Source organism: Shewanella halotolerans, from assembly GCF_019457535.1.
In the GTDB taxonomy this organism is placed as follows: domain Bacteria; phylum Pseudomonadota; class Gammaproteobacteria; order Enterobacterales; family Shewanellaceae; genus Shewanella; species Shewanella halotolerans.
This window is the reverse complement of the sequence record NZ_CP080417.1, coordinates 1,931,415-1,952,650: the sequence shown is the minus strand read 5'-3', so window position 1 is coordinate 1,952,650 and position 21,236 is coordinate 1,931,415. Positions and strand designations below refer to the sequence as shown.

19 protein-coding genes are annotated in these 21,236 nt (G+C 52.8%); 10 read left to right on the top strand and 9 right to left on the bottom strand.

Features of this window, described 5'->3' with window-relative positions:
- Positions 1-24 precede the first annotated feature (24 nt).
- The 4 genes from trpB to K0H81_RS08375 all read left to right on the top strand — a co-directional run bounded on the left by trpB (position 25) and on the right by K0H81_RS08375 (position 3,544).
- A complete protein-coding gene (gene trpB / locus K0H81_RS08390) occupies positions 25-1,233 on the top strand; it encodes a tryptophan synthase subunit beta (protein ID WP_220060825.1) in 1,209 nt (402 codons plus the stop codon).
- Positions 1,226-2,029 (top strand): tryptophan synthase subunit alpha, encoded by an 804-nt coding sequence (trpA, locus tag K0H81_RS08385; RefSeq protein WP_220060543.1) that lies wholly within the window; start codon positions 1,226-1,228, stop codon positions 2,027-2,029. Before trpB ends, trpA begins: the two co-directional genes overlap by 8 nt.
- A 285-nt stretch (positions 2,030-2,314) precedes the next feature.
- Positions 2,315-2,920 (top strand): HAD family hydrolase, encoded by a 606-nt coding sequence (locus K0H81_RS08380; protein ID WP_220060542.1) that lies wholly within the window; start codon positions 2,315-2,317, stop codon positions 2,918-2,920.
- 93 nt (positions 2,921-3,013) lie between these two features.
- Positions 3,014-3,544 carry a CIA30 family protein gene (locus tag K0H81_RS08375; RefSeq protein ID WP_220060541.1) on the top strand — a complete coding sequence of 177 codons (531 nt, stop codon included), beginning with the start codon at positions 3,014-3,016 and terminating at the stop codon, positions 3,542-3,544.
- 90 nt (positions 3,545-3,634) lie between these two features.
- Here the strand turns inward: K0H81_RS08375 and K0H81_RS08370 are convergent, their stop codons facing one another.
- Positions 3,635-4,819: a cyclic di-GMP phosphodiesterase gene (locus tag K0H81_RS08370; protein ID WP_220060540.1), complete on the bottom strand. Its 1,185-nt coding sequence runs from the start codon at positions 4,817-4,819 to the stop codon at positions 3,635-3,637.
- Between the two features lie 386 nt (positions 4,820-5,205).
- Between K0H81_RS08370 and K0H81_RS08365 the strand changes: the two genes are divergently transcribed.
- From K0H81_RS08365 to xthA, 3 genes are read left to right on the top strand one after another with little or no spacing between them, the layout of a single operon-like run.
- The gene (locus K0H81_RS08365; protein ID WP_011866058.1) at positions 5,206-5,751 is read left to right on the top strand and encodes a septation protein A; all 546 of its coding nucleotides are present in this window, start codon (positions 5,206-5,208) and stop codon (positions 5,749-5,751) included.
- Positions 5,751-6,050, top strand: coding sequence for a YciI family protein (locus K0H81_RS08360; RefSeq protein ID WP_220060539.1), 300 nt, complete (start codon positions 5,751-5,753; stop codon positions 6,048-6,050). The genes K0H81_RS08365 and K0H81_RS08360 overlap by 1 nt, the downstream gene beginning before the upstream one ends.
- Before the next feature lie 23 nt (positions 6,051-6,073).
- On the top strand, positions 6,074-6,883 hold the full coding sequence (xthA, locus tag K0H81_RS08355) for an exodeoxyribonuclease III (protein ID WP_220060538.1): 810 nt from the start codon (positions 6,074-6,076) through the stop codon (positions 6,881-6,883).
- Positions 6,884-7,122: 239 nt separating this feature from the next.
- Here the strand turns inward: xthA and K0H81_RS08350 are convergent, their stop codons facing one another.
- The 7 genes from K0H81_RS08350 to K0H81_RS08320 all read right to left on the bottom strand — a co-directional run bounded on the left by K0H81_RS08350 (position 7,123) and on the right by K0H81_RS08320 (position 14,865).
- The gene (locus K0H81_RS08350) at positions 7,123-8,571 is read right to left on the bottom strand and encodes a methyl-accepting chemotaxis protein (RefSeq protein WP_220060537.1); all 1,449 of its coding nucleotides are present in this window, start codon (positions 8,569-8,571) and stop codon (positions 7,123-7,125) included.
- Positions 8,572-8,642: 71 nt separating this feature from the next.
- Positions 8,643-9,137: a DUF1097 domain-containing protein gene (locus K0H81_RS08345; protein ID WP_144202875.1), complete on the bottom strand. Its 495-nt coding sequence runs from the start codon at positions 9,135-9,137 to the stop codon at positions 8,643-8,645.
- A 234-nt stretch (positions 9,138-9,371) separates the two neighbouring features.
- Positions 9,372-11,615 carry a xanthine dehydrogenase family protein molybdopterin-binding subunit gene (locus K0H81_RS08340; RefSeq protein WP_220060536.1) on the bottom strand — a complete coding sequence of 748 codons (2,244 nt, stop codon included), beginning with the start codon at positions 11,613-11,615 and terminating at the stop codon, positions 9,372-9,374.
- A complete protein-coding gene (locus K0H81_RS08335; RefSeq protein WP_220060535.1) occupies positions 11,612-12,118 on the bottom strand; it encodes a (2Fe-2S)-binding protein in 507 nt (168 codons plus the stop codon). Before K0H81_RS08335 ends, K0H81_RS08340 begins: the two co-directional genes overlap by 4 nt.
- 79 nt (positions 12,119-12,197) lie before the next feature.
- The gene (locus tag K0H81_RS08330; protein WP_220060534.1) at positions 12,198-12,944 is read right to left on the bottom strand and encodes a nucleotidyltransferase family protein; all 747 of its coding nucleotides are present in this window, start codon (positions 12,942-12,944) and stop codon (positions 12,198-12,200) included.
- On the bottom strand, positions 12,941-14,044 hold the full coding sequence (locus K0H81_RS08325) for an XdhC family protein (RefSeq protein ID WP_220060533.1): 1,104 nt from the start codon (positions 14,042-14,044) through the stop codon (positions 12,941-12,943). Before K0H81_RS08325 ends, K0H81_RS08330 begins: the two co-directional genes overlap by 4 nt.
- A 176-nt stretch (positions 14,045-14,220) precedes the next feature.
- Positions 14,221-14,865 carry an MBL fold metallo-hydrolase gene (locus tag K0H81_RS08320; RefSeq protein WP_220060532.1) on the bottom strand — a complete coding sequence of 215 codons (645 nt, stop codon included), beginning with the start codon at positions 14,863-14,865 and terminating at the stop codon, positions 14,221-14,223.
- A gap of 186 nt (positions 14,866-15,051) precedes the next feature.
- Between K0H81_RS08320 and K0H81_RS08315 the strand changes: the two genes are divergently transcribed.
- The 3 genes from K0H81_RS08315 to K0H81_RS08305 all read left to right on the top strand — a co-directional run bounded on the left by K0H81_RS08315 (position 15,052) and on the right by K0H81_RS08305 (position 20,188).
- A complete protein-coding gene (locus K0H81_RS08315) occupies positions 15,052-16,341 on the top strand; it encodes an alpha/beta fold hydrolase (RefSeq protein ID WP_220060531.1) in 1,290 nt (429 codons plus the stop codon).
- Between the two features lie 912 nt (positions 16,342-17,253).
- On the top strand, positions 17,254-17,559 hold the full coding sequence (locus K0H81_RS08310) for a CU044_2847 family protein (protein ID WP_220060530.1): 306 nt from the start codon (positions 17,254-17,256) through the stop codon (positions 17,557-17,559).
- Complete coding sequence (locus K0H81_RS08305) at positions 17,552-20,188, top strand: S1 family peptidase (protein ID WP_220060529.1); 2,637 nt, start codon at positions 17,552-17,554, stop codon at positions 20,186-20,188. The genes K0H81_RS08310 and K0H81_RS08305 overlap by 8 nt, the downstream gene beginning before the upstream one ends.
- Before the next feature lie 171 nt (positions 20,189-20,359).
- On the opposite strand, the gene K0H81_RS08300 is transcribed toward K0H81_RS08305, so the two are convergent.
- A complete protein-coding gene (locus K0H81_RS08300; RefSeq protein WP_258406423.1) occupies positions 20,360-21,235 on the bottom strand; it encodes a DODA-type extradiol aromatic ring-opening family dioxygenase in 876 nt (291 codons plus the stop codon).
- Between the last annotated feature and the right edge of the window lies 1 nt (position 21,236).

The following is a 21,236-nucleotide window of genomic DNA, read 5'->3' as shown; positions in this document are numbered from 1 at the left end:
GCCCCATACAGAGAGAGCTTTATGATGACTAAGCTGGACCCTTATTTCGGCGAATATGGCGGTATGTTTGTACCGCAGATATTGATGCCCGCCCTCAAGCAGCTCGAAGCCGCCTTCGTCGATGCGCAGAACGATCCGAGCTTTCAAGCCGAATTTACCGATCTGCTGAAAAACTATGCCGGCAGACCGACCGCCTTGACGCTGACCCGTAACCTCAGCCCCAATCCTCTGGTGAAGATCTACCTCAAGCGTGAAGATCTGCTCCATGGCGGCGCCCATAAGACCAACCAGGTATTGGGTCAGGCCCTGCTGGCCAAGCGTATGGGCAAGAAAGAGATCATCGCAGAAACCGGCGCCGGACAGCACGGCGTCGCCACGGCCCTGGCCTGCGCGCTATTAGGCCTCAAGTGTAAGGTCTACATGGGCGCCAAAGATGTCGAGCGTCAATCACCCAACGTGTTCCGCATGCGTCTGATGGGCGCGGAGGTGATCCCGGTCACCTCAGGTTCTGCCACCTTGAAAGATGCCTGCAACGAGGCGATGCGCGACTGGTCTGCCAGCTACGACAAGGCTCACTACCTGCTGGGTACCGCCGCCGGTCCCCATCCCTTCCCCACCATAGTGCGCGAATTCCAGCGCATGATTGGCGAAGAGACCAAGGCGCAAATACTCGACCGTGAAGGACGTCTGCCCGATGCGGTGATTGCCTGTGTCGGCGGCGGTTCAAACGCCATCGGCATGTTTGCCGACTTTATCGACGAGCCTTCGGTTAAGCTTATCGGTGTCGAGCCAGCAGGACTCGGCATAGACACGCCTAAACATGGTGCACCACTCAAGCACGGCAAGACGGGGATCTTCTTCGGCATGAAGGCGCCGCTGATGCAAGATAAAGAGGGCCAAATTGAGGAGTCTTACTCCATCTCCGCAGGCTTGGACTTCCCGTCTGTGGGGCCACAGCACGCCCACCTTGCGGCGACCGGTCGCGCCACCTATGAGTCGGCCACAGATGACGAGGCCTTAGCAGTCTTCCAGCTGCTGGCCCGCAGCGAGGGGATCATCCCGGCACTGGAATCGGCCCATGCCCTGGCCTACGCCATCAAGCTGGCCGAGGCCGCCACCGAGGAGACCCTATTGGTGGTCAACCTCTCAGGCCGCGGCGACAAGGATATCTTCACCGTCGCCGACATCTTAGAGAAACAACAAGCAAACAACGAGGAGAGCGGCAATGAGTAACCGTTATCAGGCAGCATTTGCCGCACTTAACGCAAGCGGGCGTGGCGCCTTCGTGCCTTTCGTCACCATAGGCGATCCCAATAAAGAATTGTCACTGAAGATCATCGAGACCTTGGTAGAAAACGGCGCCGACGCCTTGGAGCTGGGCTTTCCCTTCTCAGATCCTCTCGCCGACGGCCCGGTGATCCAAGGCGCAAATCTGCGCGCCTTAGCCGCGGGCACCACGCCGGGTGGCTGTTTTGAGATCATCACTGAGGTACGCGCCAAATACCCAGATCTACCCATCGGCCTGCTGCTGTATGCCAACCTGGTGTATGCCAACGGCGTCGAAGCCTTCTACGCCAAGGCTAAGGCTGCTGGGGTGGATTCTGTGCTTATTGCCGACGTGCCTGTGGAGGAGGCTGCGCCCTTTATCGCCGCCGCCAAGGCCCACGAGGTAGCGCCAATTTTTATCGCGCCGCCCAATGGCGATGCCGAGACGCTGCGCCAGGTGGCCGAGCAGGGCCAGGGCTACACCTACCTGCTATCACGCGCCGGCGTCACGGGCACAGAGTCTAAGGCAGGCATGCCGCTGGATGATATCCTGGCCCAGCTCAAAGCCTTCGATGCCCCGCCGCCCCTACTGGGCTTTGGTATCGCAGAGCCAGCTCAGGTCAAGGCCGCCATCGCCTCGGGCGCGGCGGGCGCCATCTCGGGTTCTGCCGTGGTGAAGATCATCGAGGCCCATCAAGACGACGAGCAGGCCCTGCTCGGCGCTCTGGGTCAGTTTACCCGTGAAATGAAGGCGGCGACCTAAGCCTTAACACCTAACCCCCTTATCATCTAACCCAAGATCCCCGCACCAGCGGGGATTTTTGTATCCGCTACTCCCCATTACTGATCCATTAGTCGCCCGGCGCCGTATCACCTCAGGCAAAACCCAAAGGGAGCTGGCGCTTGAAACGCTCGCTAATGTCAGCTCTGACAGGCGGCTACTGGCTATACTTATAGCTATTAAGCCAGCGACTTTTTTAACATCGGCCTGCTTAACAGCAGCCTTCTTAACAACAACCTTCGCCTTCAATCTAGATAAGGACACGCCATGCAGAGCTTTAATAACTTGTTTAAGGGAGTGATCTTCGACCTCGACGGCACCCTAGTGAGCAGCTCCCTCGACTTTAAGGCCCTCAAGCAGGCGGTCGGCTGCCCGTTAGACCAGGATATTCTCGCCTTCGTGCAGCAGCTGCCAACAGAGCGTGCCAAGAAGGCCCATAGCATCATCACCCAGGCCGAGTACTTAGATGCCCTGAGCGCGAGGGCGATGAGTGGCGCCTTAGCCCTGCTGGACTTTCTGCTGCTGCAACAGATCCCAACGGCCATAGTCACCCGTAACAGCCGCCAGGCGGCCGAATTAAAGATAGAGCGCTGCGCCCTGCCGATAGATCTCATTCTCAGCCGCGACGATGGCCCGGCCAAGCCAGATCCCAGCTGTCTGCTGGCGCTAGCAAAGTTGTGGCAGCTGCCGCCATCGCAGATAGCCTATGTAGGCGACCATCACTATGATATCCAGGCCGCCAAACGAGCGGGCATGCCATCTGTGCTGCTCAGCGAGCAGAGAACCTATGGCGAGCAGCATGGCGCCAGCTACATCTTCAGGGATCTCATGGCGCTGCACAGGGCCTTGCCCTCCATCTCTCTGTGCGCCTGAGCTTGCAAATAATAAGCAGCGCACATGAAGATGCTACTAGGCTTGACCTTGCTAGGCCCTTACCTTCTCACTATCCAAGGAGTCGATACTAAGATGGAAACATTAGCCTTACTGACTCATCCAGGTCACTGGCAAATCGTCAACGATGGGGTAATGGGCGGCCGCTCCCAGAGTGAGCTGAGTGAGTTCCTCAACGCCAATCAGCAATATCGACTGCGCTTTAGCGGCAATGTCTCCCTCGAGAACAACGGCGGCTTCGCCTCAGTGTCGCGCACCCTAAGCCAGGAGGAGCAGCAGATTTTGCAACAGGCTCATCCAGGCGGCATTCGCCTCACCACCTTAGGTGATGGCAAGCACTACCAGCTCAGGCTCAAAGTGCTTAAACGGGGCGAACTGGTCAGCTACAAGGCAAACTTCGATACCCAGGCGGGCAGACTCGAGCAGTGGACCTTTGCTCCAGGGGAGTTTATCGAGACCTTTCGCGGTGCGGATTATCCAACGCGACCCTACCCAGATCTGACGCAACTGGTCGCCGTTGGTCTCTTGATTGGCAATGGCCAGGCGGGAGATTTTGAGCTACAACTCGCCGAGCTGGCCATTCAATACACACCGGCCTCGCAATGACCACGGAAAGCCCAATTAACTCAGTACGTTATAGAGCTAGGAGTTAAATGAGCTAAGGCGTTAATAAGCTAGCGCTCGTCCAATAAAGCGCTAGCCCTCGTGGGAGAGAAACTCGATGATCTCATCCATGTTAAGGTCGAAATCATCGGCGCGGACATTCTTGACTATGATGTCGTCACGCATCGCCGCCAGATCGATATTGGCGGAGATCTCGAAATGATTGGGATTCAGGCTGTAGAAGGGCTTCACCTTGGGGCGGATAGGGTCTTGATGGTTATGACTCTCGACGATCGCCAGACGGTTAGATTCCAGCTGCACCAGAGAACCCACGGGATAGACTCCCATGCACTTGATGAAATGATCCACCAACTCGGCATCCAGCTCGTTATTCTCCCCTAGGGCGCGCAGTATGCTAAAGGCCTTCACCTGAGGATAGCCCGCCTTATAACAGCGATTGGCGGTCAAGGCGTCGAAAATGTCACAGATGGCGATCATCCGGCCAAAACGGGAGATCGCCTCGGCGCTGACGCCAAAGGGATAACCCTTGCCGTTGAGCTTCTCATGATGCAGCCTGGCGACCTCCAGGCTCAGCGGGCTGATGTTGGGTGTATTCTCTATGATGCGGATAGAGTGATTGGCATGGGTCTTCATCACCTCAAACTCCTCGGTCGTCAACCGACCCGGCTTATCGAGAATGCTTGGGGGGATCATGATCTTACCCACATCGTGTAGGAAGGCGCCGATCGCCAGCTCACGCACTATCTCTTTATCTATCTTGAGATAGCAGGCAAAAATCGTCATCAGCACTGAGACGGCTACTGAGTGTTCCAGCAGATATTGGTCTTTATGGCGTATGTTGATCACGCAGGCCAGCGCATCGGGATTATCGAATATCGCCTCGATTGACTGATCCGTGACCCGTCTTACCGGCTCCAACGTCAGGGGCACGCCAGCTTGGGCATCGTCGAACAGGCGTCTCTGTATCGCCTTAGACTCGTTGAATAGCTGCTTGGCCTGGCTCAGTCGCTGTTTAAACAGTCCAGGCGTTTTTGTTGGCTGGCCGGCTTGTTTGACCTTGGCAGGCTCACTAGGCTGTGGGCGTCGCTTACTGCTGTCGACTAACAGCTTCTCAATGCCCTTGCGCTTAAAGCCGTCGATCACCTGCTGTTTAGTGATCCATCCCTGCTCCGCCAGTTGAAACTTGTTCTTGGGCTGAGTGATCTCAACCACATACATGCCAACGGCCAGTTCAGAAACATCCAGTTCCACTTTCATATGCTGTACGCCTGCCCCCAGGAGGAAATTCGCTGCTTGCTCTGAGACGCCAAGGTTTTCAAAAACCTACTTGGCATCATCTGCAAAAATGTAACACAAGCTTAAACAAAAAACTGCGCCTCAATAGCATCAAGATTTGAGACAAATCAAAAATCTCACCAATAATCATTAACATACAAACAACAATCGTGCATTAAGACTAGCCTGACTGCGCAAAAGAGCAACAGCCAGGTCACTTAATTATCAAACACCAGGTGTGCGCTAGCCCAGATTAAGGGAATTTCATCCCAATTGCGCCGCTTTCACCGCGCCCCAACGTTTGCCCCACTCAAGAGGCATGTTACACTGCCAGCCATCTTTATCCCTTGTTTGGTGAACTAGCCTACATGAAACAACTGCTCGACTTTTTACCTCTGGTGATCTTTTTCGCCGTCTATAAATTTTTCGACATCTATATCGCCAGCGGCGCCCTGATCGTGGCCACCGCACTGCAGTTGGTAGTCACCTATCTGCTCTATAAGAAGATAGAGAAGATGCACCTGATCACCTTCGCCATGGTGAGCTTCTTCGGCACCCTCACCTTGGTCTTTCACGACGATGCCTTTATCAAATGGAAGGTCACTGTGGTCTACGCCCTGTTCGCCCTGGCGCTGGCCCTGAGCCAATATCTGAAGAAGCCGATCCTCAAAGGGATGCTGGGTAAGGAGCTTATCGTCGCCGACAAGATCTGGTCACGGGTCACCTGGTATTGGGTCACCTTCTTCCTCGCCTGTGGCCTGGTTAACATCTATGTCGCCTTTAACCTGTCTCAGGAAACCTGGGTCAATTTCAAGGTGTTTGGCCTCACGGCCCTGACACTGATCAACACAGTGATCACTGTGGTATACCTCTACAAACACATGCCTGAAGAACATAAAAAGGAACTCAAATAATGTGGTACATGATCTCATCTCAAGATGTTGAAAACAGCTTAGAAAAACGCCTTCAAGCCCGTCCTGACCACCTGGCACGCCTGCAGGAGCTCTCTGACGAGGGTCGTCTGATGATCGCAGGTCCACACCCAGCCATCGACAGCGACAATCCAGGCGAAGCCGGCTTCACAGGTTCACTGGTAGTAGCCGAGTTCGACTCACTGGGAGCGGCGCAGGCCTGGGCAGACCAAGACCCATACGTGGCCGCCGGCGTCTACCAAAGCGTCATCGTAAAACCCTTTAAGCGCGTACTCCCTTAACCAAAATCGCAGGAAGCAAGCACTTGAAAATAGTTTCATTTAACATCAATGGTCTCAGGGCCAGACTGCACCAGCTACAAGCGCTGATCGACAGCCATAGCCCGGATATCATCGGCCTGCAGGAGACCAAGGTCCACGACGAGGCCTTCCCCCTGGCCGAGGTCGAGGCCATGGGCTATCAGGTGCACTACCATGGTGGCAAGGCCCACTATGGCGTCGCCATGCTCTCCAAACTGCCACCGATCAAGGTGCAGAAGGGATTCCCCACAGATGATGACGAGGCCCAGCGCCGAATGATCATGGGTACCTTTACCCAGGCCAACGGTCGTCAACTGACAGTGCTCAACGGTTACTTCCCCCAGGGCGAGAACATCAGCCACGAAACCAAGTACCCGGCCAAGCGCAAGTTCTATCAGGATCTGATGCTCTATCTGCAGCAGCACCATAGTCCAGATGAAGATATCGCCATCATAGGCGACATCAACATCTCGCCAATCGATTTGGATATCGGCATAGGTGAAGTCAACGCCAAGCGTTGGTTGAAGACGGGTAAATGCAGCTTCCAGCCCGAAGAGCGTGAGTGGCTGCGGACGTTGCTGGACTGGGGATTAGTCGACACCTTCCGTCAGCTGCATCCGACACGAAGTGAGCGCTACTCCTGGTTCGACTATCGCAGCAAGGGCTTCGACGATAACCGCGGCCTGCGCATCGACGTGATCCTGGCAACGCCGTCACTGGCTGAACGTCTGACCGAATCTGACGTAGATTATGATCTGCGCGGTATCGACAAGCCTTCCGATCATGCGCCCATCTGGAGCTGCTTCAAAGACTAATACCAATCACGGTAAATAAGTGATCAGAAATAGCGCAGGAAAAACGGTCGAGAACAAGGCAGTATTTTTCGATAAGTAGTTATTCTACAATCAAAAATAGTAACGCCGTTATCGGAGGTTTTAACCAGCTAGCATGATCAATTATTTACTACGATTGGTATCATTAGTTGATGGATCGAAAAAGGCGCCCTGGGCGCCTTTTTTATTGAGTCACTTTTATAAACTATTGATTCATCTAGCTACTGCAGGCGGTATTGCGACAGTATCCCATCCAGCTCAGCGGAGGATTGCTGCAGCTCGCTGGCCAGGACGACCGAACGCTCGGCGGTCTCCTTAATGGTCTGCGACTGGTCACGGATCTCATTGAGCTGCGAGGCGATATCCCGCGCCGACACGCTCTGCTCCTCCGCCGAAGCCGCGATCTGCGAGCTCATGTCGAACACCTGATCGATAGAATCGGCCATGGTATCCACATCGCTGCCCACTGACTCTATGGCCGCGCGGCCAAGCTCGGCCTGCTCGACGATCTCATGGGTAATATCCGCCAGCTGACCCGAGCCCGACTGCAAGCCCTCGATCATCGACTGTATCTCCACCGTCGCCTGCTGGGTGCGTCCCGCCAGGGTGCGTACCTCATCGGCCACCACGGCAAAGCCACGGCCCTGCTCACCGGCACGCGCCGCCTCGATGGCCGCATTCAGCGCCAGCAGGTTGGTCTGCTCGGAAATACCGTTGATGGTGGTCACCACGGCGCCAATCTCTGTGGCGTTGCCCGACAGCTGATCCACCGCGCTGGAGGCCGCATCAATCTGGCCGGTCAACTGGCCGATACGGCGCACCGCCTCGGCGATACGCTGCTTACTGTCAGCAGCGGCCGTCGCATTATGCTTGGTGTGATCTGAGGTGTTGGCCGCGTTATGGGACACCTCTTCGATGGCGGCGGTCATCTGATCCATCGCCACGGCGACGGTATCGAGAAACTGATGCTGGAACTGCGCCAGCTCATCGTTCTGCTTCGCCTGCAGATTAAACTCATCGGAGGCATTAGCGAGCGTCCTGGCATTGTTGCCTATGGCCTTGACCATCTCGCTCATGTTGTCCGCGTTTCGGTCGATCTCCCGGGCGATAAGACTGAAGTCATCCTTACCGAAGAAATTGAGTCTGAAGGAGAGATCGCCATCGGCCAGCCGCTTGATGGCGATATACATGTCCCACAGACCGCCGCCCAGGGAGGTGGAGATCCAGTAACTTAGCTGATACAGCGGATAGAGGGCGATAAGGGCGACCCACAGCATCCACCAGGCATCGCTCTTGCCTTCGGCCTCCCAGGCGGTCACCTCCTGACTCAGCTGCAGATATTGACCGGCGACCGGCGCGCTGGCGGTCACGTTGTCACCGCGGCGCGACTGCTCATCGCGAGATGCCAGCGTCAGGCCATTATCCTGGGCAAAACGCACCAGCGCCTCACCACTTAAGCCCATCTGGCTCGCCACCTTGGCATAGGCATCGACGCTCGCCTGTACCCGGGCCGCCGAACCGGCGTGAAGTTGGTTGTTGGCGGCATTTAAGTTCAACAAGGCGATGGTCAGGGTAATGGCCGTCACCATAGAGCAGACCACCCAAAATTTACCGTTAAGACTGAGTTTGATCAGCAAGGCATCTATCTTTCTAAACTGGATAGCTTTCATGGAAACCCACTTGTTTATCAGGCTAAATTGACAATTTCTTTCGACCTACAGAATCAAGTTAAGCACAATTTCTATTGTTGAGCCTTGATTAGACGTAACTTTATGGCAGGTATGGTCTTGGCGGTAAAAGCCACCATCTGCCCCGTCAGGAGTGTCATGGCATAACCCAACAGCGCACCTATCACGAGTGGCGGCAGTATGCTTGCCATATCGCCACCCAGGGCGAAGGTAATGCAGCAGCCGATGAAGGCGCCGGGAATAAAGGCGAGTCTTTGATAGCTGGCTTGCAGGCACATCAGGCTAGTGACGATACCCGTCAGCAGATAACCCACGAGCGGCGTATCGAAATAGCTACCACCCGAGATCACCACCCAGGCCCAGAACACACCGGAGAGATTAGTGAACCAAGTCATTAACACCCCTTGAAAGCCCGCCTTTGGCTGAGCGAAGAAAGTGCTACACGCGAGAAAGCCAACCCAAGTGACTAAGTGAAATGCATCGGCGACCCCAGCCCAAACGGCGGCAAGTAGCCCTGCAGATAATGCGACCTGCATACGATTTTCCATGTATGACCCCTCATTACATTGGAATATTATTTTTGGTTAAATTACTCCAAATTGAATGACAAAAACAGGATCTAGGCCAAATAAACCGGATTAAATGTTATTAAATTGAAAAAATGGCACCATTTGTAGTAAAAGAACAAAATTTAACACAGCAAAGGCATAAGCGTGGTGATAAAAAAGCCAGTCGATATAACGACTGGCTCTAATGGTCTACAGCCTAACTATGGATAGCGACTAGATCTTGAAATGATCGCTCAGTGGCAGATCGCGAATGCGCGTGCCACTGGCCGCAAAGATGGCGTTGACGATACTGGGCGCGATGGGCGGAACACCCGGCTCGCCCACCCCGGCGGGCGGCGCCATAGATGGCACCAGTATGGTCTCTATCTCGGGGCATTGACTCAGACGCAGCAGCGGATAGTCATGAAAGTTAGACTGCTCTACCCGTCCATCCTTAAAGCTAATGCGCCCCATCAGGGCGATGCTCAAGCCAAACATCACGGCGCCTTCGAGCTGAGAGGCCACCCGGTCGGGGTTGACCAGGGTACCAGCGTCGATGGCGATAACCGTCTTAAGCACCTTAAGCTGCTTATCCTGAGTCACCTCAACCAGGCTCGCCGCGGCCACATAGGCGGTAAAGCTGCGGTGCACCGCAAAGCCCCACCCCTGGCCTGCTTCAGGCTTAGCCATCTGCTTCACCTTCTGCTCCACCGCTGAGATCACCCCCTTATAACGGGCGGTGTCCACAGGGTGACGCTCTAACGTCTCGCCATAGTTGCCATAGTTGAACTGCTGATCGCTAAAGGTCTCCTGCCTGTCCTTACCCAGCAGCTCGCGCCACATGGTAAAGGTATCCAGGCCGCGTTTGCTCGCCAGCTCATCGACAAACACCCCTATGCCGAAGCCATGCTGAATGTTGCATACCGAGCGCATCCAGCCGATACGGGTATGGGCGCTGGCTTTTACCGACTCACAGCGCAGGCTGTCGATGGCAAGGGGCACATCCACGAATCCCAGATCCAGCTCGGAGGCGCTGGGCTCATCCACGCCTTCGGCGAAGGTGGAGCTGATGCTGGGGAAGCCAGTGCGCTGCAATATGGCCTCGACCGCCTTGTCGCCGACTCTGGCCTTGAAATACTGTGCGCTGATGGCATGCAGGTAACCATTTTGCAGCTCATCTTCCCTGCTCCAGCACACCTTGACCGGCCGCCCGGTTTTTTGGGACAGCAGCGCCGCCTCGACGCAGAAATCTGGCTTAGACTTGCGACCAAAGCCGCCGCCCAACAGAGTCACATGCACTGTCACCTGCTCGGCCTTCAGTCCCAAGGCTGCGGCAACTGTGCCCTGGGCACTCTGTGGCGTCTGGGTCGATGCCCAGATCTCGGCGCCCTTATCGGTCACACTGGCGGCCGCCGCCGGCGGCTCCATCATGGCGTGGGCCAGATAGGGCACGCTGTAGACCGCCTCTATGGTCTTATCCGCGGGCCAGCTCTGGCTCTGCTCGCCGAGCTGCCGAACGGGCTTGCCACTCTTTTGCACCGCGCGCTTCAGCTGCGCCAGATAGGCGCTGGAATCGTGCCCATGGTTTGGTGATTCACTCCAGCTAATCTTAAGCGCCTTACGCCCCTGGGCCGCACTCCAGGAGTTAGTGGCCAGCACGGCCACGCCGCCCAGCGGCTGAAAGCTTGGCGCGCCCTGATGTCCCGGCAGGGTAATAACATCCACCACTCCGGCGACGGCGCGGGCCGCCTTATCATCGAGCTTGTCCACCTTACTGCCGAGCACCGGCGGGCGCACTATGCTGGCATAGAGCATGTTTTCCAGTTGAATGTCGTAACCATACTCGGCGCTGCCGTCTAAAATCGCCTCCATATCCACTATGGTGTGACCCTTGCCGATATGGGTAAAGGCCTTGGCTGACTTGAGTTTAAGGCCGGTCACCTCGGGCAGTGGCAGCTTGGCGGCCGCCATGGCCAGCTCGCCGAAGCTGAGGCTGCGGCCGGAGGCCGAGTGAGTGACCTTGTTATCGGCCGTGCTTAGCTCGGCTAGCGGCACCTTGAGACGTTCGGCCGCGGCCTGCTCCAGCATGGTACGGGCCATGGCGCCCATCTCACGCATCTTGTCGAACCCCTTGCGTATGCTGCGGGAGCCATCGGTGTTTTGACTGCCGTAGCGTTTGTCGGCCAGTCCCTGCACCACCACGACCTTGTCCCAGTCGGCGCCCAGCTCGTCCGCCAGCACCTGAGGGATGCCGGTGCGGATCCCCTGCCCCATCTCGGAGCGGTGACAGGTGAGGTAGACCCTGTCATCCTCGCCGATGGCAATAAACAGGTTAAGGCGCGCTTCGCCGTTTTGGGCCAGCGCCATCGGGCTCCAGGAGAGGCCACTGGCTCCCAGGGCCAACCCGCCACCGGCGGCGCCGAACAGCTTTAACACATCCCGGCGACTGAAATTTTGTACCGCGCTGAACTGACTCATGCCTCAATCTCCCTTTCGCTCAGATCCCTTTTGTTCAGATCAAGCTGAGCCGCTGTGCCGCTCGCCTGTTTGATCGCCGCCTTGATGCGGGTATAGGTGCCGCAGCGACACAGGTTACCCACCATGGCCTCCTCTATTTGGGCATCGTTTGGCTGAGGATATTGACTCAGCAGCGCCGCCGCCGACATCAATTGCCCCGCTTGACAGTAGCCGCACTGGGGCACGTTATTGTCGCGCCAGGCCTGCTTGAGGCCATCGGCCGCCAGCCCCTCTATGGTGGTCACCTGCTTGCCCTGCACCTGCTTTAGGCTGGTGAGACAGGCCCTGGCGGGCTCGCCATCGACATGTATGGTACAGGCGCCACAGAGACCTGCGCCGCAGCCATATTTGGTGCCCGTCAGCCCCAAGAGATCCCTGATGGCCCAGAGCACGGGCATCTTTGGATCGGCATCTAAGGTGTAATCTTTTCCGTTTATCTTGAGTCCAAGTTTCGATTGGGACATCAGTTTCTCCTTGTTGACCAAAAGGCTATGGTTAACGGCCTTGCTTTAATTTGAATTGCTTTAATTTGAGTCGGTTGTGTCATTGGGCGCCCGCCTTGCTCTTCGCCAGGTACGCCATTAGCTGAGATCGGGTATCGATATCGACGCTGGCATCCTCCATCGCCATGGCGATGAGGCTGCCCTCCTGATAGCGCCGGGACAAGAGGGCCTTAGCGCCGCGATCGCCGCTCAGGTTAGACAGCGCCTCAAAATCGTCGAAATGAAACAGCGCCGGTGCTCCCAGAGTTAACTCATAATAGGCACAAACCCGGGTGTTTGCCCGGGCGCGGGCGCGAAACAGCCCGAGGTAATCATCGGTCTCCAGCAGCAGCTGATCCCCAAGGGCAATCAGTAGCGTCTCGGCCCGTTGCGCCCAGGCCTCCTTTGCCGCCGCCGCGATGGAGTGACCAAGCCCCCCTTTCCAGTCAGGGTTATGCACTAGCTTAGCCGATGGCGGCAAGCAGGCTGCCACCGCCTCATGGTAGGCACCGGTGATCACACAAAGACTCGCGCCTAATCTGGCTGCCACCTCACTTAGCGCATGAAATTGGTGACCTATCAGGGTCGTCGGGGATGGACCGGCAACGTAATGAGCCACTATGTTTTTAGATTCAGTGGGCTTAGGTTCTGACGAAGCACTTGCTAGGTCATTAGCGATTAAGTCATCACTCGCCAAATCATCATTTGTTAGGGACTGCGCCAGCTTCACGCCGCCGAAACGCTGGCTCTGCCCCGCCGCCAGCAGGGCGATCATCACCTTACCTTGGATACAGGTATCAGGCTTCACGCCATCACCTCTTTGAGGGCGACCCGCTTGGCGCCGTGCAGCACGCCGTGACATTCGGACAATATGGAGAGGGCTATCGAAGATGGCAGCTCGCCCCCCAGGGCCAGTCCGGCCGGCGCCGAGAAATAGGCGTTAAAGCTTGCCGCGTCGAGCCCGGCAAGGGCCAGCACCCTGTCACGCCTATGGCCCGGCCCAAGCAGCGCCAGGTAGCTAAGCTGCTGCGCATGTTGATGAATTGCCGCCAGGGCCTGGGCATCCAGCTCCAGGTTATGCTGCATGACGATGGCGCCATCGAGGCGAGTCCAGAAATTCTTGGGCAGCTCATTAACCGGCTGCTTGATGATGTTGGCGCCGACAAAATCATACTCCCTGGCATAGCTGGTGCGACGGTCGACTACATCCACACGCCAGCCCAGCTGCTGGGCAATCTGACACACGGGCTGGGCGTCCAGGCCGCCGCCGAAGATCGCGATGCGATGACGCTCACGCAGCGGAACGACTAAACTCGCAGACTCACCTTGTACCGACTCACCTGGCACTGACTGGCCCGGTAAAATGCCGGGGCGGGGAAAGTCGCTCAATTGCCAGCCCGCCTTGGCATCATCCAGGGCCTGCTGGCTGGTCCACACCTGAGCGCCTATGACATTACTGTGACCAACTGAATCTGAGGAGCCAGCAGCGCCAGGCGACAGCGAAGCATCGACAAGATCTAGCTGATAATGGCATCGCCCCTGGCTGGCGAGCGCGGCCTTAAGCGCCTGAAAATGCAGATAGTGATTGGCGGCGCACAGGGGCACCAGCATGAGATGAACGAGTCCGCCACAGCCCAGCTGATAGCTGGCATCGGCCTCGTCGGTGGCATCGTAACAGACGCTGGCGGCCTGCCCCGTCTGGATCACCTTCTGGGCCCGGCGGCGCAGGTCGGCCTCCAGGCAGCCGCCGCTCACCAGGCCGACACTCTTACCCATACCGTGGATCAGCATCATGGCGCCCACCTTTCGATAGGCCGAGCCCTCCACATGGGTCACCACGGCCAGCACCCAATCATCTTGGGGCGCCGCCGACCAGGCGTTGAGCAGATCTTCGATGTGATGTGACATATCCCTGTGTCTCTTAGGCAAAATTAAGGACTAATGCCTTAACCTAGCAGACACAGAAATAAAAAACAGACTCAAAGCGTTGCAAAAGATTTCACAACGAAAAAACGGCGATTCGAATGAACCGCCGTCTTAAAACAAGTATTTAGAATCCTGATTATCAAGATTAGTTAGTGAGATCAGTTCAGCAGTTGATCCGCCACGAAGGGGTTTTGCTGCCGCTCGGCGCCGAAGGTCGAGATAGGCCCATGGCCGGGAATAAAGCTCACCTCACGGCCCAGAGGCCAGAGCACCTGGGTGATGGAGTTTATCAGATCCGTATGACTCGACTGAGGAAAATCGGTACGGCCGATAGAGCCCTTAAACAGCACATCACCCACCCAGGCCAGCTTGTCGGCCTCACTGTAGAACACGATATGGCCCGGCGTATGCCCAGGGCAATGCAGCACTTCCAGGGACTGCTCGCCCACTGTGACGCGATCGCCCGATACAAGATACTGGGCCGGCTCGAAGGCGGCCACGGGCAGAAAACCAAAGTGCTTGCTCTGTTGCGGCAGGGTCTCAAGCCAGAAGGCATCGTCCTTATGGGGGCCTATGATGGGCACACCCGCCGCATCGGCCAGGGCCTTGGCGCCGCCCACATGGTCGATATGGCCATGGGTGAGCAAGATCTTCTCTAGGGTCAGGTCATGATGGGCCAGCTGCTGCTGGATCCTCTCTATGTCGCCACCCGGGTCGACCACGGCCGCCTGCTTGGTTTTTTCACACCAGATGATGCTGCAATTTTGCTGAAATGGCGTCACAGGCACAATTTGATACTTCATCTTATTCTTTCCACTTTCATCCACCCCGGCATAGGTTAAATCATCGGGTTGGGATTCTCTAACGGCACTGACAAAAAGATTGATCTAGGATAACCTATCCGCGTCATTTAGTACCCTGTTGCCTGACATTAGCGCACATTTATTCATCAAAAAGCATTACCAACAAGAATCAATTAAAGGCTCATCATGTCCGATCTACAACGCCTCGCCGGCATCCATTGCCGCAAACACTTTTTTTCGCTGCCATTGGATCATCAAGCCCCAGATGGCGAGTGCATCACAGTCTTCGCCCGGGAGTTAGTGGCGCCTGAACACATTGAGCACAATCTGCCTTATCTGGTCTACTTCCAGGGCGGCCCTGGCTTTGGCGCCATCAGACCCGCAGCCAACGGTGGCTGGATAAAGCGCGCCTTGCAGGAATATCGCGTCTTGCTGCTGGATCAGCGCGGCACCGGCCTGTCGAGCCCGATCAACTATGCCTCACTGGCCCATCTGGACTCACAAGCCCAGGCCGATTACCTGAGCCATTTTCGCGCCGATAGCATCATTCAGGATGCCGAGCTTATTCGCGCGCAGCTGATTGGCGATGAGAAATGGAGCATACTCGGCCAGAGCTTCGGCGGCTTCTGCGTGCTGAAATACCTAAACGATGCGCCCCATGGCCTGCATGAGGCCTATATCACGGGCGGCATCCCTTCGCTGACCCGCAGCGCCGATGAGGTCTATCAGGCCACCTACAAGCGGGTGCTGGCCAAGAACCAAGACTTCTTCGCCCGTTTCCCAGACGCGCAGGAGCTGGTTAAACACCTGGCCAGCTATATACAAGAGAACGAAGTGCGCATCGCCACCGGCGAGCGCCTGACGGTTGAGATGCTGCAGCTTCTGGGCATCAACATAGGCATGGAGCAAGGCGGCGAGCCCGTCTATTACCTGCTGGAACAGGCCTTGATTGAAACCGCCCAGGGCACTCAGGTTAACCCGCTGTTCTTGGCTCACTTCTGCCAGCTGCTGGACTTTAACACCAACCCCATTTTCGCCCTGCTACACGAGAGCATCTACTGTCAGCAAGAGGCGTCGAGCTGGGCGGCCCATAGGGTGAGACAAAGCTATGATAAGTTTAACTACCAGGCGGACAAGCCCTTCCTGTTTACCGGCGAGATGGTCTACCCCTGGTTCTTCGACCAGTTTACCAACCTCAAGCCGCTGAAACATGCGGCGCACCTGCTGGCCGACAAGACCGACTGGCCCATGCTGTACGATCCCGCCAAGCTGGCCGACAACCAGGTGCCGGTCGCGGCGGCCATCTACAGCGAAGATATGTTTGTCGAGATGCATTACAGCCTGGAGACAGCGGCTCAGGTGGGTAACCTGAAGTACTGGCTCACCTCTGAATATGAGCATAATGGCATCCGAATGGATGGGGAGCATATTTTGGATAGGTTGATTGGGATTAATCGTGGGGACCAACTTAGGTAAAATCTTCTCGGGGGCGTATCGCTCGCCCCTTTTCCCCTGCTCTTTTCGGCCGCTCGTTCAAGGTAACGATTCACTTTAATCGTTGAATAGAATTGTCATTTATTAAGGTGATTTGAAGGTCTAACCTTCATTGCTGTCTAACGCCTGCCCAGCGAGGGATGTGCAAGCACACTTTTGGCACGCCGCAAGCACATCCTTGTGGGCTTCACGGCGGCGACCATGCCGCCGAGAGCCAAAAGCGTGCTTACACCAGTATCTAAACGTCTCTTCGATTGGGCTTCATTTGCTGCGGGTAGTAATTTTTAACTGTTCATCTGTTAAGTGAGTTTGGAGTCGAATCTTCATCTCTATCAATTGCTGCCGCAGGTGCAGTGCATGGATGCACCAATGTCGTGATCACAGGGATTTGAATAAACGACCTTTGTGTGCAGATACATTTGCTACCCGCCGACTCTTTGTTTTAAAAGGAGTCATCCATGTAGGCTCGACGATGGCATCTGACCTACATGGATGTAGGAAATGCCAATAAATGTAGGGAACATTTTTGGCCCTGCCATCGACGTCCGCAAATGTATCTACACCGAGTATCTAAACGTCTCTTCGATTTAGCTTCATCCGTTGCTCGTTGATACAAGCTATTATTTTTAAGGAAAAAAGCGCATTAAAATGTGACGTGGCATGTTGAATACCGACTACAAGATAGATTAAAGTATCACCAATCAAGGACAGAGCTAGGGCAACTCGAATCAAACATCGACGACGCCATTCAGGGAATGAAAAAACCAACATGCGCCAATCAAGTCCCTCAAAAAGTAAACTCTGTCCCCATTTATTTAATATCTTAAAGGATTATTTTAGTCACAGTTCACTATCTCAATAATCTGTGACTTGGTAAATTTTATAGAGGGATTTATGAATAAGATAGTTAAGCTCAATGATGGACTAGAAGTTGAAATTGAGACATATGATAACCAAGACAGATACATTTCACTCGACAATAGAATTGATACTTCAATAGAGAATATCAATGAATTCCTCTCTAAAATCATAAAGCCAGTATCTAATACTTATAAAGAGCTTAATAAATCTGTAAAGATTTCTGAAACAAAAGTTACTTTGGGGGTAAAATTGGGTGGTGAAGGCGGATTTGTCTTAGCTAAAACCACAGCAGAAGCACATATTCAAGTGGAAATGGTGATGAGAGGTCTAGATGAATAGCTCAGTTTTAAAGATAACGAATAGAAGAGGAAGTGCTCTAGGTACAGGATTTGTTATTAAAGTCGATGACAATGGTGTATATGTCGCAACCTGTGGTCATGTCGTAGCTAGTTGTGGTGAAGAGATTTTAGTTGATGAAAGAAACGCAGATATTATTTGCAACAAATATAGCGAGGGACTAGATCTCGCAGTTTTATATGTAAAAGGGCTAAAGCTGCAGCCTTTCGAGTTAGCTTTAGTAGGCGATACTAAAGTAAAAGTAATTGGTTATTCAAAGATCGTTGGAACAAGTAAAAAAGAAATGATATCCAACATCCCTGTAAAACACGATGTTGAAATAAATTCGGTCAAGTCTATAAAATTATACCCCAATGAGGACATTTGTGAAGGTTACAGTGGTTCTCCTGTGCTTTGCGAGGTTACAAACAACGTCGTTGGCGTTGTTAACATTAAGTCAGGACAAGATAATTACGCAATTAGTTCTGAGCACTTATCAGAACTAATCGATGTATCTATTAATGTTGCTTGCCAAAACAACAAGATTAAACTTAAAACTCATTTAAATGAAGTTAATAAGGGAATAGTAAGGTCAAAATTACAAGAAAAATTTGATCGAGCTATGGCATCTTTTTCTACACAGAAAAATACATGGGTAACACCTAATATTGATAGAAATTCTGAAGAACAACCAGGTGACAGTGACAAAGTTGATGTCAAATCCCTTATCGAAAACCCTACTTCCACTATCATAAAATCTAGACAACAATATGGAGCAACTTCTCTGGCTCATTATCTAGTCAAAGAGGCATGGTGTGCCGAGCAACCTTCATTTTGGCTCTATTTAGACGCAAGCCACTTGAAACCTCATAAAAAAGAAATAGATAAAGAGGTTAATAAAGCTCTAGAAAGTTATGGGTTAAGCAATGAAGATATTGAGTGTGTGATATTGGATGAATTTTCCTCATCTCTCAATAACGGAAGTAAAATCTTAAGTTTGGTGAATGATAAATTTAAAGAGAAACCTATCATATTAATGTATTCAATGGACACAAATCCACTGATAGAAGAAAATGTACAATTACCAAGAAAATTTATTCCATTATACCTATGGTCCCTAGACAGAAAGGGGGTCAGGAATTTAGTTGCTAATTATAACTCTGAAGGAGCAATTGGAGACGATTCGAGGGTTCTGAATAAGGTCGTTGATGATTTAGAAGCTTTAAATATACCCAGAACCCCGCAAAACTGTCTTACAATTTTAAAAATTTCAGAACGTGATTTTGACGACAGTCCAGTAAACAGAGCTGAAATGATAGGCAGAGTTCTTCATTTACTCTTTAATGTTGACGATATCCCCCACTATAAAACCAGACCAGATTTAAAAGACACAGAGTTTACTCTAGGTTATTTTTGCGAACAAATAATCAGAAGCAAAAAAATATACTTCACAAGAAATCAGTTCATTGAAAAGCTGTCAGGTTTCTGTAGAAAAAAAGAACTAGATTTAGAAGTAAGTATAATTTTCGATATTTTGTACACAAACAACATAATAGTTCTTAGAAATGAAGGGTTTTGTTTTAAATTCACTTACTGGATATATTATTTTGCCGCTCACAGAATGCTTCACGATAACGACTTCTCAACTTATATATTAGAAAACCTAAATTATGTGAACTATCCAGAAGTAATTGAATTTTACACAGGAATTGACCGGAGACGAGATAGTGCCTTATCTATCATAGCCAATGATTTGAATAAAATAGAAAGAACTGTTAATAGAAAATGCAAATTGCCTGAAGGGTTTGATATTTATCAATTTGCAAAATGGCTACCTAGCGAAATTCAATTAGAACGAATAGAAAAGGAGATTTCAGAAGGCGTTTCAGCTTCCTCTTTACCTGATGAAGTTAAAGACGAATATGCCGACAGAGGTTATAACAGGGCAACCCCCTTAAATCAAAACCTTAACTGTATTCTTGAAGAGTACTCAGTATCAAGGCTAATACAGTGTATTAAAGCAGCTTCTTTAGCCTTAAGAAACAGTGACTTTGCGGACACGAATATTAAACATAATTTATTAAACTCTGTCTTACAGGGAATAAAGCAATTGACTAATGTTCTAGTCGCACTATCTCCAGTATTGGCAAGTAATAATAGTGCTAAAGTTGAAGGCGTACATTTTCACTTATATGGATCATTTAGTGAAAAGCTAGATGTAAAACTAAATCAAATTATAGGATGCCTACCATCAAATATGGTTGACTGGTATGTTGACAAATTGTTCACAAAGAAAATGGGAACTCTACTCAACAATAGAATGACTCAGGAAAGTGATAATTTCAAGATACACTTCATGAACCTTATGTTAATTGCCAAAAGACCAAAAAACTGGGAAGAGATAGTCGCTGAGTATATCTTGTCAGTAGATAAGAATTCATTTTACTTATTAGACGTAATTAACGCATTGGAAGCCGAATACAGATATAGCTATACTTCGCAATCAAACATAAATAAACTTGGAAGTTTGATTAAGCTTTGTGCAGGGAAACATCGTCACATGCTTAAGAAACCGAGTGTGCAAAAAGCTAAAAACCTACCGGACACTTTATTACCTGAAAGGCATATTTAGTGGTAAAATTTATAAGGCGCTAATAATTAAAAATCATTAACGCCTTATAGAATCCTAGAATAAATACTTCAAGGGTACAGGTTAATTTGATATTTTACTTTTACCCTAGACAACAACCTAGTGTTAATCTAAGTTAAATTATTTTCCTCACCAGACATTTCTGCCTAACAATCACTCCACCCATGCGTAGGTGTCTAGGGCGAGGATTTGTAGTTCGACGCTTTGGTGGAGTCGCAGTGGCGGCTTGCTAGCCTCATTAAACCCTTCACCCCGCCCTGCGCCTAGGGCGACGTAGAAGGGCATCAGGTGTTCTATGCTGGGGTGGTTGAACCTGGCGTGTGGGGCCTGGCGCTCGACATCCAGCAGTGCGGGCAGATCTCCCTGGGCAAGCTTATCGGCGATCCAATTGACGAAGCTTTGCATCTTCTCTACCTTTTGCGGGTCGCCGGGGCGGCGAAACAGCTCGCCCAGGTTGTGGCTGATGCCGCCCGACCCCAGCACCAATACGCCGTCAGTGCGCAGAGATTTTATCGCCTGACCCAGGCGGTAGTGATAGCTGGCGCCCTGGCGGCTGTCGATAGAGACCAGCACCAAAGGAATATCCGCCTCGGGATAGAGGCGGCACAGCGGCGTCCAGAGGCCGTGATCCCAGCCAAGCTGCTCATCTAACTCGGCGTCAAACCCGGCGGTTTGCAGAAGATCCGCGACCTTAGCGGCCAGCTTGGGCGCGCCAGGGGCCGGATAGTTAACTTGGTAGAGGGCGTCGGGAAAGCCGTAGAAGTCGTGCACGGTGCGCGGGGCCTCGTTTGAGGTGATACGCACCTTGCCACTGAGATCTGTGTGGGCCGAAAACACCAGTATCGCCTTGGGCCTTGGCAGCACCTGGCCCAGCTCGGCGAGAAACGCGGCGTTGTCGCTGTCATCCAGGGCCAACATTGGCGAGCCATGGGAGACGAACAGGCTCGGCATTACACCGGCACTGGTTGCGGCCTTTAGCCGCTCACTCACCTCAGGGGAGATCTGTCTTAAGCTCTTACTTGAACTCATA